The sequence below is a fragment of the Rhizobium sp. LC145 genome, assembly GCF_001005825.1.
Classification (GTDB): Bacteria; Pseudomonadota; Alphaproteobacteria; order Rhizobiales; family Rhizobiaceae; genus Neorhizobium.
Genome location: NZ_LBHV01000003.1, coordinates 323,023 through 335,414, shown reverse-complemented (window position 1 = coordinate 335,414; position 12,392 = coordinate 323,023). Strand labels below are relative to the sequence as shown.

Below are 12,392 nucleotides of genomic sequence, written 5' to 3'. Positions count from 1 at the left end.
CTAAACGCCTCGACGACTGCAATCTTGCATGGAACAAGGAATAAAACAAGAACGTTTATCGAACGTTCTCACGCGCCCGATGCAACCTGGTTGCAAGCGGTTGTACTGGTGGAACAAAGAGAGATCATCGCCCAAGCTCAGGCGCGTTTTTCTTCGATCGCATCCCACAAAAGGCTTGCGACGTCGGCGCCGCCAAACTTCTTCACTTCACGGATACCGGTGGGCGAGGTGACGTTGATCTCGGTCATGTAATCGCCGATGACGTCGATGCCGACGAAGAGGAAGCCCCGTTCGCGCAGCGCCGGGCCGATGCGGGCGCAGATTTCCTTCTCCCGCGGCGTGATCTCGGTCGCTTCGGCGCGGCCGCCGACATGCATGTTGGAGCGGCTGTCATGCTCGGCCGGGACGCGGTTGATGGCGCCCACCGGCTCGCCGTTGACCAGCAGGATACGCTTGTCGCCCTTGCGAACAGCCGGCAGGTAGGCTTGCGCGATATAGGGTTCGCCGCGATACATCTGACCGAACATCTCGAGCAGCGAGGTAAAGTTACGGTCATCGCGCGCCGAATGGAAGACGCCGGCGCCGCCATTGCCGTAAAGCGGCTTCAGGATGATATCGCCCATCTCCTCGCGGAAACGGGCGATCTCGGCGGGATCACGGGAAATCAGCGTTGCCGGCATCAGGTCGGCGAATTCGGTGACGAAGATCTTTTCCGGCGAATTGCGAACCCAGGCGGGATCGTTGACCACCAGCGTCTTCGGATGGATGCGCTCCAAGAGGTGCGTGGAGGTGATATAGCCCATGTCGAAGGGAGGGTCCTGGCGCAGATGGACGACGTCCATGGTCGAGAGATCGACGCGCTCCTTCTCACCGAGGGTGAAATGATCGCCCTTGGCGTCGCGCAGCTGCATCGGCTCCACGGCAGCATAGACCTTGCCGTCGCGCATGGTCAGCCGGTCGGGAGTATAATGGAAGAGCTCGAAGCCGCGCGCCTGCGCTTCCAGCGCCATTGCGAAGGTGGAATCCCCGGCGATATTGATGCCGGACACATGATCCATCTGGAATGCGACTTTGCGGATTTTCGCCATGACTGAAGCCCCTCGAGAAATGCCCGCCTGATGTAGGACGGCGGGCCTCCAAAGGCAACCGGTCAGGCATCAACCGGCGAGACCGATCGCCTGCTTCGGGCGCAACATATTGCGCAGGCGATAAAGGAAGGCCAGCGGCGCCGGGAAGGGCTTGCGCAGGAAGGCGATCTTCTTGACGTAGCTGTCGATGCGCCAGGTGGCCCAGGTGCCGCCCTTGAAATAGGCGACATCGCCGCGATGAAGGGTGCGTTCCGTGCCATCCTCCGCCGTCACATGCACCTCGCCCTCGAGGATGACCACGGTCTCGTCCCAGCCGAAAAACCAGCGGAAGGTGCCTGCGGTACAATCCCATACGCCGGTCGCCGCGCATTGGTCCTCCGCTTTGGAATGGGAAGCCGCACGCGCCTGCGGATTGCCGGCCAGGACCCAACTCGGCTCGATCGGCAATGGCTGCATCTCCAGCGAATGCGGACACGCCCCGACAAAAGGCTTTACTGCCGAGTTTTCCGGCACATAGGGCTTGTAGCGGATTGCAGCGGCGGCCGCTGTCGCCGCCCATATTTGCCAAGTCATTTTCTTCCCCCTTTTTCACCGTCAGGCCGGGGGAAGATAGGGGCAAGAGGTAAGCGGCCGGTTCAAGACGCCATCGCAATTTTAACGATTGCCGATTTCGCACCACATCCGGATGGCTCAGGCAACCGGCTGCGCAACCGAAACCGACGCTGCCGCGGCCGGAGCAGCCGAGGCGATGCGCTTGCCCGTTTCCGGCGCAAAGAAATGCAGCCGGCGCGGGTTGATCGCAAGGCGCATCTCGGAGACCAGTTCGGTCTCGGCCGGCACGGCTGCGGTCAATGTCTGGTCCCCAACCGAACCGTGAACCAGGCGTTGAGAGCCGAGTTCCTCGACGTAATCGAGCCGGAAGGGCATTGCCTCTTCCTCCACGCGGGCAAGGCGCAGGTCCTCCGCGCGTATCCCCACCGTGACCGGTCCGGAGATCGGCGCGAAACCATTGAGGCCAAGGATCGCCGGCCCGATCGCCAGCCGGTCACCATGCAATTCGCCCTGCATGAGATTCATGGCCGGCGAGCCGATGAAACTTGCGACGAAGGTGGAGGCCGGCGCATGGTAGACCTCGAGCGGCGCGCCGATCTGCTCCACCCTGCCGCCGTTCAGCACGACAAGACGGTCGGCGAGCGTCATGGCTTCGAGCTGGTCATGCGTGACATAGATGGAGGTGGTGCCCAGCCGGCGCTGCAGGCGCTTGATCTCGCCGCGCATGGAAACGCGCAGCTTCGCATCCAGATTGGACAGAGGCTCATCGAACAGGAAGGCGGCCGGCTTGCGCACGATCGCGCGTCCCATGGCGACGCGCTGGCGCTGGCCGCCGGAAAGCTGCTTCGGCCGGCGGTCGAGGAACTGGGTGATCTCCAGCATGCGGGCGGCCTCGGCCACGCGGGCCTCGATCTCCGCTTTCGGCGTGCCGCGGTTCTTCAGGCCATAGGCGAGGTTGTTATAGACCGTCATATGCGGATAGAGCGCATAGTTCTGGAAGACCATGGCGATATCCCGGTCGGCCGGCTCCGTCTCGTTCACCACGCGGCTGCCGATCTTCACCTCGCCTTCCGATATCGTCTCCAGTCCCGCGACCATGCGCAGGAGCGTGGACTTGCCGCAGCCGGACGGACCGACCAGGACGATGAACTCACCATCGGCGATCTGAAGCTGAACGTCGGATACCGCCGTAACGCCGCCGGCATAGACCTTGTGAACGTTGTTGATGTCGATCGCTGCCACTGCCTTCTCCTTTATTTATCGCTTTCGGTCAGGCCTTTGATGAACCATCTCTGGAAAATCACCACGATCAGCAGCGGCGGCACCATGGCGAGCACCGCGAGCGCGAAAGCTTCGTTGTAATCCGGAATTTGCGAGCCGATCCAAACCTGCAGGATCGATTTGATGCCGCGCATCAGGGTGAAGAACTTCTCATCCGTCGTCATCAGCATCGGCCAAAGATACTGGTTCCAGCCGTAGACGAACATGATGATGAAGATCGCCGCGATCATCGTACGCGATAGCGGTACCAGAATATCGAAGAAGAACTTGAACGGACCTGCACCATCCATTCGCGCTGCTTCGAGAAGTTCCTCCGGCACCGACTTGAAGAATTGCCGGAAATAGAAAGTGCCGGTGGCGGACGCCAGAAGAGGCACGATGAGCCCGGTATAGGAGTTGAGCAGACCGAGGCTCGACATGACCTGGTAGGAGGGCATGATGCGGACTTCCAGCGGCAGAAGCAGCGTCGTGAAGATCACCCAGAAGGCGAGCGTCGCCATGGGAAACCTGAAATAGACGATGGCATAGGCAGCCATCATCGAAAGAACGATCTTGCCGGCCGCAAAGCCGACGCCGAGGATCAGCGAATTCATCACCATCCGCGCGCCGGTAATTTCGCCGGTGAAGCCGCCTTTTTGCGTCAGCACCTTTTCATAGGTCTCGAAGAAATGTCCGCCCGGGGTAATGGCGATGCCGTTGCTGTGGATGTCGGCCGCGGTATGCGTCGACGTCATGAAAGCGACGATGACCGGAAGAAACAGGAAGAGCGAGCCGAAGATGAGGACAAGATGATCCGACAGGTTCGTGCGGTGCATGACCGTCCCCTCAAGTGTAGTGGATACGCCGCTCGATCAAGCGGAACTGGATGACGGTCAGCGCGAACACCACGATCATCAGGATGACAGACTGGGCCGACGAACCGCCGATATCGTTGCCGCGGAAGCCGTCGTTATAGACCTTGTAGACGAGGGTGATCGGGTTGTTCGCCGGCTTGTCCTTCACCATCACGTCGATCAGGCCGAAAGTGTCGAACAGGGAATAGGTGACGTTGATGATCAGCAGGAAGAAAGCCGTCGGCGCAAGCAGCGGCAGGACCACCGTCCAGAACCGCCGGAAGCCCGATCGGCAATCGATGGTGGCGGCCTCGCGGACGGACATCGGAACGTTCTGCAACCCCGACAGGAAGAAGATGAAATTATAGGGCACCTGCTTCCACACCGCGACGACGATCATCGCAAAGGCGGTGTCGAAATAGCTCAAGCCCACGCGCATGTTCCAGCCGAACCAGGATGCCATTTCCACGAAGGGCCCGATATGCTGATCGAAAAGCATCATTCCGATAAGGCCCGCGACCGGCGCGGCGATGGCGTAGACGGAAATCAGCAGGGTCTTGTATGCCGAACTGCCGCGAATGACCTTGTCGGCCTTGACCGCGAGCAGCAGGCCGATCGAAAGCGAAAACAGAGTGACCAGGGCTGTGAAGACCGCCGTGAAAAGGGCGATCGACTGATATTCCGGGCTGAACACCGCATCGGCATAATTGCTCAGTCCCACGAAGGTGGAACCGAAGCCGAAGGGGTCCTCGAGATAGAAGGAGGACTGAATGGCCTGGACCGACGGCCAATAGAAGAAGACGAAAATGACCGCAAGCTGCGGGAAGAGAAACAGATAGGGCAACACGGGAGAGGAAAACTGTACGCGTTTCATCTCCGTCGCAGTTTCGCGCGCCCGTGCGCTGCGAACCCTGCGGCCTCCGCCCAGCCAGGGAAGGAGACGACCGGCACCCGATGGTGACGTCGTATAGGTCACGGCAACTTTCCCCTCTTCATCATAGAGGAAGTCCGCTCACCGACGGGTGAGCGGACTTCCTAGCGATCCTGAATCAGCCGGCGGTCTTGGCGAAGCGGGCGAGGAGGTCGTTGCCTTCCTTCTCGATCGTTTCGAAAGCCTGCTTCACCGTGGTCTCGCCCGCAAAGATCTTGTTGTATTCGCGCTCCATGATGGAGCGGATCTGCGGATAGAAGCCGAGACGATAACCCTTGGACCATTCACCGGAGGGAAGCATGAGCTGCTTGATGCCGACTTCGGCAACCGGCTGCTTTTCGTAATAGCCTTCCTTCTTGGCCAGTTCGTAGGCCGCCTGGGTGATGGCGACGTAGCCGGTGGCCTGGTGGTAGAACTTCTGGATTTCCGGGGACGTGAGGAACTGGAAGAAATCCGCGACGCACTTGTTCTCGGCTTCCGGCTTGCCGGCCATTGCAAAGAGGGCCGCGCCACCGATGAAGGTGTTCGTGCCGGCGCCCTTAACGTCGAACCAGTAAGGCAGGAAATCGGCCGAGAACGGCATGGTGGCGGTCTTCTGGAGGCCGCCGAACGAACCCGACGAGCCGATCCACAGCGCAACCTTGCCCTCTTCGAAAGGTTTCTGGTTGTCGTTCCAGCCCGCGCCGTAGAAACCGTAATAGCCAGCGTCAGCCCATTCCTTGAGCTTTTCGAACATCTTGACGAGATGCTCGTCCGTCAGGTTCATTTTGGTATCGACAACGCTGTCGTAGCCATTGTTGTTCGTCGCAAACTGGATGTTATGGCGCGAGAAGAAGTTCTCGGTGAACTGCCATGTCAGCTGCGATGCCGTCAGCGCGATATAGCCGGCTTCCTTAAGCTTCGGAGCCGCGGCCTCGAATTCTTCCCAGGTCTTCGGAACCGCTACGCCTGCCTTTTCGAAAGCCTGCGTATTGACGTACATGATCGGCGCGGAAGAATTGAACGGCATGCCCACGAACTTGCCGTCGGAATCAGCGTAGAAGTAACGGACGCCTTCGATGAAGGCTTCGCGGTCAAACTTGTAGCCGGCGTTGTTGATTAGGTCTTCAGCGGCGACGGTTGCGCCCTTGGCGTTGATGATGGTGGCAGCGCCGGCATCAAAAACCTGCAGAATGTTCGGCTGCTCGCCCGAGCGGAAGGCAGCGATGCCACCAGCGAGGGCCTCTTCGTAGGTACCCTTCGAGATCGGCGTCAGGTTGCAAGCCGTCTGCGAGGCATTGAATTTCTGAGAGACCTCGTTGATGACCTCGCCATTGCGGCCACCCATGCCGTGCCACCAGGTGATTTCAGTCGCCGCAAGCGTGTGCGACGCAGACAGTGCGACCGCGGTCGCGGCCATCGAAAATTTCCGGAACATGCTTCGACCCTCTCCAGCGTGTAATGGATAAGAGCCGCAATAGAGCGCTCATGTGACGCCATCGTCACAGTTTCATGTCGGAATGATTACAAATGGAACGGTGCTGTGCACAGCCGTGCAAAAAGCTGAGAAAATGACCTAGAAAGCGTCGGGAAAATGCCGCGGCAGGCGGCCCGGCAAAACGGTCACGATGTCATAGCGTTGCGACAGGCGGGCGGCATCGGCCCGCCTTGCGAGCCACAGATCGCTCGCGGCCCGGATGCGCCTCTGCGCGGCAAAGCCCACCGCGTCGATCGCCTCCTGCTCGACCCGGCGCGCCTTCACCTCGACGAAGACAGCGAGATCACCCTTCCTGGCGATGATATCGATCTCTCCGAGCCTGGTTCGATAGCGGATGGCGAGAATGCGGTAGCCCTTCGCGAACAGGAAAAATGCCGCGAGATATTCCGAGAAATGCCCCCGGCGCACGGCTTTCCTGCGCTTCAGGCTCCAGTCATCCTGCGCCATCTTCGCCCTTCAGGCCGAGAAGCCGCTGGTAAAGGTCCTTACGGGAAAGGCCGGTGAGCCTTGCGGCTTCCGCAGCCGCCTTGGCGGTGGGCATCGAGGCGGCGAGTTCCCGCAAGAGGACATCGACCTCGACCGCGCCCGGCACGTCGTCGATTTCGGGAGGTGCCACGAGGAGCACGATCTCGCCCTTCACGACCCGGTCCTCACCGTAATAGGCGGCGAGTTCCCCAAGCGGGCCGCGCCTGAACTCCTCGAAGGTCTTCGTCAGCTCCCGGCAGACGGTGGCGTGGCGGTTCGGGCCGAGGACATCCGCGGCGGTCGCGAGACTCGCGCCGATGCGATGGGGAGACTCGAAGAAGATCAGCGTTGCCGGCACTCTGGAAAGCTCGGCCAGCCGATCGCGCTTGCCCTTGTCCTTGACCGGCAGGAACCCGGCAAAGAGAAAAGCATCGGACGGCATTCCAGAGCCGACGAGTGCCGCAAGCGGCGCCGACGCGCCGGGGATCGGCACCACCCGGTGCCCGGCCTCGATCGCCATCTGCCCCAGCCTGTATCCGGGATCGGAGACCAGCGGCGTACCGGCATCGGAGACGAGCGCCACCGATTTCCCCTCCCCCAGCGCGGCCATGAGACGCGGCCCGGCCTCATCCGCATTGTGCTCGTGATAGGAGAAGGGCCGGTTGACGATGCCGTAACGGTCGAGCAGCACGCGGGTGACGCGGGTATCCTCGCAGGCGAGCACGTCCGCCCCCGCCAGCGTCTCGAGCGCCCGCAGCGTGATATCGCCGAGATTGCCGATCGGCGTGGCGACGAGATAGAGCGCCGGCTCCAGCGGGCGCGCCTGCACGAAAGTGTTTGCGACGCGGTAGCCGCGCGCAGCGGTCTTTTGTTCGTCCGTCACGGGATTTCACGAAAAACGAGGATGCTCATGCCCCTTTATGGGCAAGGCCGCGCCCTTCGGCAAGTAAAGCAAGCCCATGTTTTCTGTGTGCAGTGCGTGCGCGAATGGGGAAATGCCGCATGGCACCTTCGTTCTCCTCTTGCATTCCCATGAAAATCTCTGCCATTTTGCCCGTCCACATCCACCAGCCGCCTTCCGGTGGCAGAATATCAGGGGTCCGGCCCATGCCGGATCGCCACGGTCGAAAGCGATAGCGTCCATGCGTATTACTCTTGAGCGGTCAAATCTTCTAAAGTCGCTGAACCACGTGCACCGGGTCGTCGAGCGGCGGAACACGATCCCGATCCTCTCCAACGTGCTGCTGCGCGCTTCCGGCGCGAACCTGGACCTGAAGGCGACCGACCTCGATCTCGAAGTCACCGAAGCGGCACCGGCCATGGTGGAGCAGGCAGGCGCGACGACCGTGCCGGCGCATCTCCTCTACGAAATCGTCCGCAAGCTGCCGGACGGCTCGGAAGTGCTGCTCGCCACCAATCCCGACGGCGGCTCGATGACCGTGCAATCCGGCCGCTCGAAGTTCTCGCTGCAATGCCTGCCGGAATCGGATTTTCCGGATCTCACGGCCGGCAGTTTCTCGCATACCTTCAAGCTGAAGGCGGCCGATCTGAAGATGCTGATCGACCGCACGCAGTTCGCGATCTCCACCGAGGAGACCCGCTATTATCTCAACGGCATCTTCTTCCATACGATCGAGGCCAACGGAGACCTGAAACTTCGCGCCGTGGCAACGGACGGGCACCGTCTGGCCCGCGCCGACGTGGAGGCGCCGTCGGGCTCGGAAGGCATGCCGGGCATCATCATTCCGCGCAAGACCGTGGGCGAACTCCAGAAGCTCGTGGACGATCCGGAAGCCCTGGTCACCGTCGAAGTCTCCGACGCCAAGATCCGCCTGACGATCGGCAGCATCGTGATGACCTCCAAGCTGATCGACGGCACCTTCCCGGATTATCAGCGCGTCATTCCGACCGGCAACGACAAAGAAATGCGCGTCGATTGCCAGAGCTTCACCAAGGCGGTGGACCGCGTCTCGACCATTTCCTCCGAGCGCGGGCGCGCGGTGAAGCTGTCGCTTTCCGAAGGCCAGCTCATGCTGACGGTCAACAATCCCGATTCCGGCAGCGCGACGGAAGAGGTCGCCGTCAGCTACGAGCACGATCCGATGGAAATCGGCTTCAACGCCAAATATCTGCTCGACATCACCGCCCAGCTTTCCGGCGAGGACGCGATCTTCATGCTGGCCGATGCCGGCTCGCCGACGCTGGTGCGCGATACGGCCGGAGACGACGCGCTCTACGTGCTGATGCCGATGCGCGTTTAACCCATAGAAAGCGGCGATCTCGAATTCGCCGCTTTTTTTGTCGCATTTTCTCGGAGCGACATTTTATCTTGCTTTTGCGCCAGAAGACTCCAGATAGGACCTCGGCGGAACCGGATGGGAGAGGATGATGGAACTGCGCCTGAAAGAGCGGCTCGGCCGCAAGTTCGATGAAGAAATCCGTTTCTTCAAGGGCTGGATGGACGGCCCGAAGCGGGTGGGGGCGATCCTGCCGACTTCCTCCGTGACCGCGAGGCGCATGGCAAGCGTGATCGACACGTCCTCCGGCCTTCCGGTGCTGGAGCTGGGTCCCGGCACCGGCATCATCACCAAGGCGATCCTGGAACGCGGGGTGCGGCCCGAGAACCTGGTTTCCATCGAATATTCGACGGACTTCTATCAGCATCTGGTGAAGACGTTTCCCGGCGCGAACTTCATCAACGGGGATGCCTTCGATCTGGAGCGCACGCTCGGGGAGTGGAAGGACAAGACGTTCGACAGCGTGATTTCCGCCATACCGCTGCTCAGCTTCCCGATGGAAAAACGCATCGCGCTTCTGGAGGACCTGCTCGGACGGATGCCGGCCGGCAGACCGTTTGTGCAGATCACTTACGGCCCCGTCTCGCCGATCGTCGCACGGCCCGACCGCTATCAGATCAAGCATTTCGATTTCGTCGTCCGCAACATTCCGCCGGCGCAGCTCTGGATATACAGCCGCGGCTGACATTCCATGTACGGGCTCTACATCACCCACCCGCAGGTCCGCATCGACCCGAACGTGCCGGTGCCGGACTGGGGCCTTTCCGAGATAGGTCGCGCCCGCGCCGAACAGGCGGCCCGGTCGGCTTGGGCGAAAGGGCTCGGGCGGATCGTTTCGAGCGGCGAGGCCAAGGCGATCGAGACAGCGCAGGTGCTGGCAGCCGCGGCCGGCATTTCCTTCGAGATCGCCGAGGACACTCACGAAAACGACCGCTCCGCCACCGGCTTCCTGCCGCCGCCGCAGTTCGAGGAGGCTGCGGATTGGTTTTTTGCCCACCCGCACGAAAGCTTCAAAGGCTGGGAGACGGCGGCCGACGCACAGGCGCGCATCGTCTCGGCCGTCACGCGCGCGCTCGACGCGCATGACCGGACCGTGCCGATCGCCTTCGTCGGCCATGGCGGCGTCGGTACGCTGCTCAAATGTCATTTCGCCGGCCGGTCCATATCCCGCGACCGGGATCAGCCCGGCGGCGGCGGAAATCTCTTCTGCTTCACCCTTGCGGACCGGGCATTATCGTGCGACTGGACGCCGATGGAAGTCTGGAAGGGATTCGAACATGGACGCACGTGACCGTCTTATCGTTGGCCTCGACATTCCCACCGTTTCCGAAGCGAGAGCGATCGTCAAAACGCTCGGCGAAGAAATCTCCTTCTACAAGATCGGCTATCAGCTCGCTTTCGCCGGGGGCCTGGAACTCGCCCGCGACCTCGTCGCGGACGGCAAAAAGATCTTCCTGGACATGAAGCTGCTCGACATCGACAACACGGTGGCGAAAGGCGTCGAGAACATCGTCAAGATGGGCGTCTCCATGCTCACCCTGCATGCCTATCCGAAGGCGATGCGTGCCGCGGTCGAGGCCGCCAGGGGCTCCGATCTCTGCCTGCTCGGCGTGACGGTCCTGACGTCCATGGACGAGGCGGACCTGATCGATGCCGGCTACGAATACGACCCGCATACGCTGGTGCTGCGCCGTGCCGAGCAGGCGCGGGCGGCCGGCATGGGCGGCATCGTCTGCTCGGCGGCAGAATCTTCCGCCGTCCGCAAGATCGTCGGCCCCGACATGGCCGTAGTGACTCCCGGCATCCGCCCCGCGGGCGCCGAAGCCGGCGACCAGAAGCGGGTGGTGACGCCTGCGGACGCGATCCGCGCCGGCTCCAGCCATCTCGTCGTCGCCCGTCCGATCGTCAAGGCGCCGGACCCGAAGGCAGCCGCGCAGGCGATCCTTGCCGAGATGCAGGGCGCGCTTTAGGCTCAATCGCCAACCGGAGGAGATTTTATGGCAAAGGGATACTGGATCGCCCGGGTCGATGTGCGCGATCCCCAGCGCTACAAGGACTATGTCGCGGCAGCGAAGCCCGCCTTCGAACGCTATGGCGCGAAGTTCCTCGCGCGTGGCGGCGCGTTTACCGAACTCGAAGGCAAGGCGCGTGGGCGAAACGTAGTGATCGAGTTTCCCTCGCTGCAGGCCGCCGTCGACTGCTACAATTCACCGGAATATCAGGTGGCGGCGAAGATCCGCCAGGAAGTCGCGGATGCCGAAATGGTAGTCGTCGAGGGTATTTGAGCCTATAATCAGCGGGTGTGCGGGTGCGGCAGCGGAAAGGCTTCACGCGCTGCCGCAATTCGGTTATGAGGACGGAAAACCATCCCTCCTTGTCGGCTCCCGGAGCAAACTATGACCCTGACCAATCTTCCCCCTCTCGTCACCGTATTCGGAGGATCGGGCTTTGTCGGGAGGCATGTGGTGCGCACGCTCGCGAAGCGCGGGTACCGCATCCGCGTCGCCGTGCGGCGTCCGGACCTCGCCGGCTTCCTGCTGCCCTACGGCTATGTCGGCCAGATTTCGCTGGTGCAGGCCAACCTGCGCTACCGCAATTCGATCGACCGCGCGGTCGAGGGCGCGTCCCATGTGGTCAACTGCGTCGGCATCATGTTCGAGAGCGGACGCAATTCCTTCGATGCGGTGCAGGATTTCGGCGCTCGCGCAGTCGCCGAGGCCGCCCGCGCAGCCGGCGCCAAGCTGACCCATATCTCCGCGCTCGGCGTCGATCCGGATTCGGCCTCCTCCTACGCCCGCAGCAAGGCGCGGGGCGAGGCCGCGATCAACTCGCTTCTGCCTGACGCGGTGATCCTGCGCCCCTCCATCATGTTCGGGCCGGAAGACAGCTTCTTCAACAAGTTCGCCGCCATGGCCCGCGTCTATCCGGCTCTGCCGCTGGTCGGCGGCGGCAAGACCAAGTTCCAGCCGGTCTATGTCGAGGATGTCGCCGAGGTGGTGGGCCGCTCTGTGGACGGCACGATCGCCGCCGGCCGGACTTATGAACTGGGCGGTCCGGAAGTGCTGACCTTCCGCGAATGTCTCCAGACCATGCTTCGCATCACCAATCGCGAGCGTCCGCTCGTCTCGCTGCCCTTCTCGATCGCCTCATTCATCGGCAGCCTCGCTTCGCTCATCCCGTTCATCCAGCCGCCGATTACGGCCGATCAGGTGCAGCTTCTGAAGAGCGACAACATAGTTTCCGAGGGCGCGGCGAAGGAAGGCCGGACGCTCGAAGGCATGGGTATTCGCCCGACACTGCTCACATCGATCCTTTCTTCCTATCTGGTGCAGTATCGCCCGCAGGGCCAGTTCACCGGGTCCGGCAGGGCTGCCTGAGGAAGTTTCTCTCCTTTCGGACGAAGCCGGCCCACACGGCCGGCTTTTTCATGCGCCCAGAAAACGGGCAGGCATGCTCGACCGCACATCC

The 12,392-nt window shown here is 61.9% G+C and carries 15 protein-coding genes; 6 read left to right on the top strand and 9 right to left on the bottom strand.

Annotation, left to right across the window (positions count from 1 at the left end):
• Positions 1–137: 137 nt before the first annotated feature.
• The 9 genes from gshB to YH62_RS09940 all read right to left on the bottom strand — a co-directional run bounded on the left by gshB (position 138) and on the right by YH62_RS09940 (position 7,676).
• Positions 138–1,088, bottom strand: a complete 951-nt coding sequence (gene gshB, locus YH62_RS09980; protein ID WP_046794038.1) for a glutathione synthase — start codon at positions 1,086–1,088, stop codon at positions 138–140.
• Between the two features lie 69 nt (positions 1,089–1,157).
• Complete coding sequence (locus YH62_RS09975; protein WP_046794037.1) at positions 1,158–1,661, bottom strand: cupin domain-containing protein; 504 nt, start codon at positions 1,659–1,661, stop codon at positions 1,158–1,160.
• Between the two features lie 117 nt (positions 1,662–1,778).
• Complete coding sequence (locus YH62_RS09970; protein ID WP_046794036.1) at positions 1,779–2,882, bottom strand: sn-glycerol-3-phosphate import ATP-binding protein UgpC; 1,104 nt, start codon at positions 2,880–2,882, stop codon at positions 1,779–1,781.
• A gap of 11 nt (positions 2,883–2,893) precedes the next feature.
• Positions 2,894–3,736 carry a sn-glycerol-3-phosphate ABC transporter permease UgpE gene (gene ugpE, locus YH62_RS09965; RefSeq protein WP_046794035.1) on the bottom strand — a complete coding sequence of 281 codons (843 nt, stop codon included), beginning with the start codon at positions 3,734–3,736 and terminating at the stop codon, positions 2,894–2,896.
• A gap of 10 nt (positions 3,737–3,746) precedes the next feature.
• Positions 3,747–4,628, bottom strand: a complete 882-nt coding sequence (locus tag YH62_RS09960; RefSeq protein ID WP_082118312.1) for a sugar ABC transporter permease — start codon at positions 4,626–4,628, stop codon at positions 3,747–3,749.
• A gap of 175 nt (positions 4,629–4,803) precedes the next feature.
• Positions 4,804–6,102, bottom strand: coding sequence for an extracellular solute-binding protein (locus tag YH62_RS09955; RefSeq protein WP_046794034.1), 1,299 nt, complete (start codon positions 6,100–6,102; stop codon positions 4,804–4,806).
• Between the two features lie 138 nt (positions 6,103–6,240).
• Entirely contained in the window at positions 6,241–6,609 is a 369-nt protein-coding gene (locus YH62_RS09950) for a YraN family protein (RefSeq protein ID WP_046794033.1), read from the bottom strand.
• Positions 6,596–7,510 carry a 16S rRNA (cytidine(1402)-2'-O)-methyltransferase gene (rsmI, locus tag YH62_RS09945; RefSeq protein WP_046794032.1) on the bottom strand — a complete coding sequence of 305 codons (915 nt, stop codon included), beginning with the start codon at positions 7,508–7,510 and terminating at the stop codon, positions 6,596–6,598. The genes YH62_RS09950 and rsmI overlap by 14 nt, the downstream gene beginning before the upstream one ends.
• 25 nt (positions 7,511–7,535) lie before the next feature.
• Positions 7,536–7,676 (bottom strand): hypothetical protein, encoded by a 141-nt coding sequence (locus YH62_RS09940; protein ID WP_156176940.1) that lies wholly within the window; start codon positions 7,674–7,676, stop codon positions 7,536–7,538.
• A gap of 93 nt (positions 7,677–7,769) precedes the next feature.
• Between YH62_RS09940 and dnaN the strand changes: the two genes are divergently transcribed.
• From dnaN to YH62_RS09910, 6 genes are all read left to right on the top strand, one after another.
• Complete coding sequence (gene dnaN, locus YH62_RS09935; RefSeq protein WP_046794030.1) at positions 7,770–8,888, top strand: DNA polymerase III subunit beta; 1,119 nt, start codon at positions 7,770–7,772, stop codon at positions 8,886–8,888.
• A 127-nt stretch (positions 8,889–9,015) separates the two neighbouring features.
• On the top strand, positions 9,016–9,609 hold the full coding sequence (gene pmtA, locus YH62_RS09930; protein ID WP_046794029.1) for a phospholipid N-methyltransferase PmtA: 594 nt from the start codon (positions 9,016–9,018) through the stop codon (positions 9,607–9,609).
• Positions 9,610–9,615: 6 nt separating this feature from the next.
• A complete protein-coding gene (locus YH62_RS09925) occupies positions 9,616–10,215 on the top strand; it encodes a histidine phosphatase family protein (RefSeq protein ID WP_046794028.1) in 600 nt (199 codons plus the stop codon).
• Positions 10,202–10,894, top strand: coding sequence for an orotidine-5'-phosphate decarboxylase (gene pyrF / locus YH62_RS09920; protein ID WP_046794027.1), 693 nt, complete (start codon positions 10,202–10,204; stop codon positions 10,892–10,894). Before YH62_RS09925 ends, pyrF begins: the two co-directional genes overlap by 14 nt.
• A gap of 27 nt (positions 10,895–10,921) precedes the next feature.
• Complete coding sequence (locus YH62_RS09915) at positions 10,922–11,209, top strand: DUF1330 domain-containing protein (RefSeq protein WP_046794026.1); 288 nt, start codon at positions 10,922–10,924, stop codon at positions 11,207–11,209.
• A gap of 111 nt (positions 11,210–11,320) precedes the next feature.
• A complete protein-coding gene (locus tag YH62_RS09910) occupies positions 11,321–12,301 on the top strand; it encodes a complex I NDUFA9 subunit family protein (protein ID WP_046794025.1) in 981 nt (326 codons plus the stop codon).
• Positions 12,302–12,392: the final 91 nt, after the last annotated feature.

What these genes read in the sequence shown, in the direction of transcription:
- gshB (WP_046794038.1), bottom strand. Translation starts at nt 1,088, where the DNA reads ATGGCGAAAATCCGCAAAGTCGCATTCCAGATGGATCATGTGTCCGGC.
- YH62_RS09975 (WP_046794037.1), bottom strand. Translation starts at nt 1,661, where the DNA reads ATGACTTGGCAAATATGGGCGGCGACAGCGGCCGCCGCTGCAATCCGC.
- ugpE (WP_046794035.1), bottom strand. Translation starts at nt 3,736, where the DNA reads ATGCACCGCACGAACCTGTCGGATCATCTTGTCCTCATCTTCGGCTCG.
- YH62_RS09960 (WP_082118312.1), bottom strand. Translation starts at nt 4,628, where the DNA reads ATGAAACGCGTACAGTTTTCCTCTCCCGTGTTGCCCTATCTGTTTCTC.
- YH62_RS09955 (WP_046794034.1), bottom strand. Translation starts at nt 6,102, where the DNA reads ATGTTCCGGAAATTTTCGATGGCCGCGACCGCGGTCGCACTGTCTGCG.
- YH62_RS09950 (WP_046794033.1), bottom strand. Translation starts at nt 6,609, where the DNA reads ATGGCGCAGGATGACTGGAGCCTGAAGCGCAGGAAAGCCGTGCGCCGG.
- YH62_RS09940 (WP_156176940.1), bottom strand. Translation starts at nt 7,676, where the DNA reads ATGGCAGAGATTTTCATGGGAATGCAAGAGGAGAACGAAGGTGCCATG.
- dnaN (WP_046794030.1), top strand. Translation starts at nt 7,770, where the DNA reads ATGCGTATTACTCTTGAGCGGTCAAATCTTCTAAAGTCGCTGAACCAC.
- pmtA (WP_046794029.1), top strand. Translation starts at nt 9,016, where the DNA reads ATGGAACTGCGCCTGAAAGAGCGGCTCGGCCGCAAGTTCGATGAAGAA.
- YH62_RS09925 (WP_046794028.1), top strand. Translation starts at nt 9,616, where the DNA reads ATGTACGGGCTCTACATCACCCACCCGCAGGTCCGCATCGACCCGAAC.
- pyrF (WP_046794027.1), top strand. Translation starts at nt 10,202, where the DNA reads ATGGACGCACGTGACCGTCTTATCGTTGGCCTCGACATTCCCACCGTT.
- YH62_RS09915 (WP_046794026.1), top strand. Translation starts at nt 10,922, where the DNA reads ATGGCAAAGGGATACTGGATCGCCCGGGTCGATGTGCGCGATCCCCAG.
- YH62_RS09910 (WP_046794025.1), top strand. Translation starts at nt 11,321, where the DNA reads ATGACCCTGACCAATCTTCCCCCTCTCGTCACCGTATTCGGAGGATCG.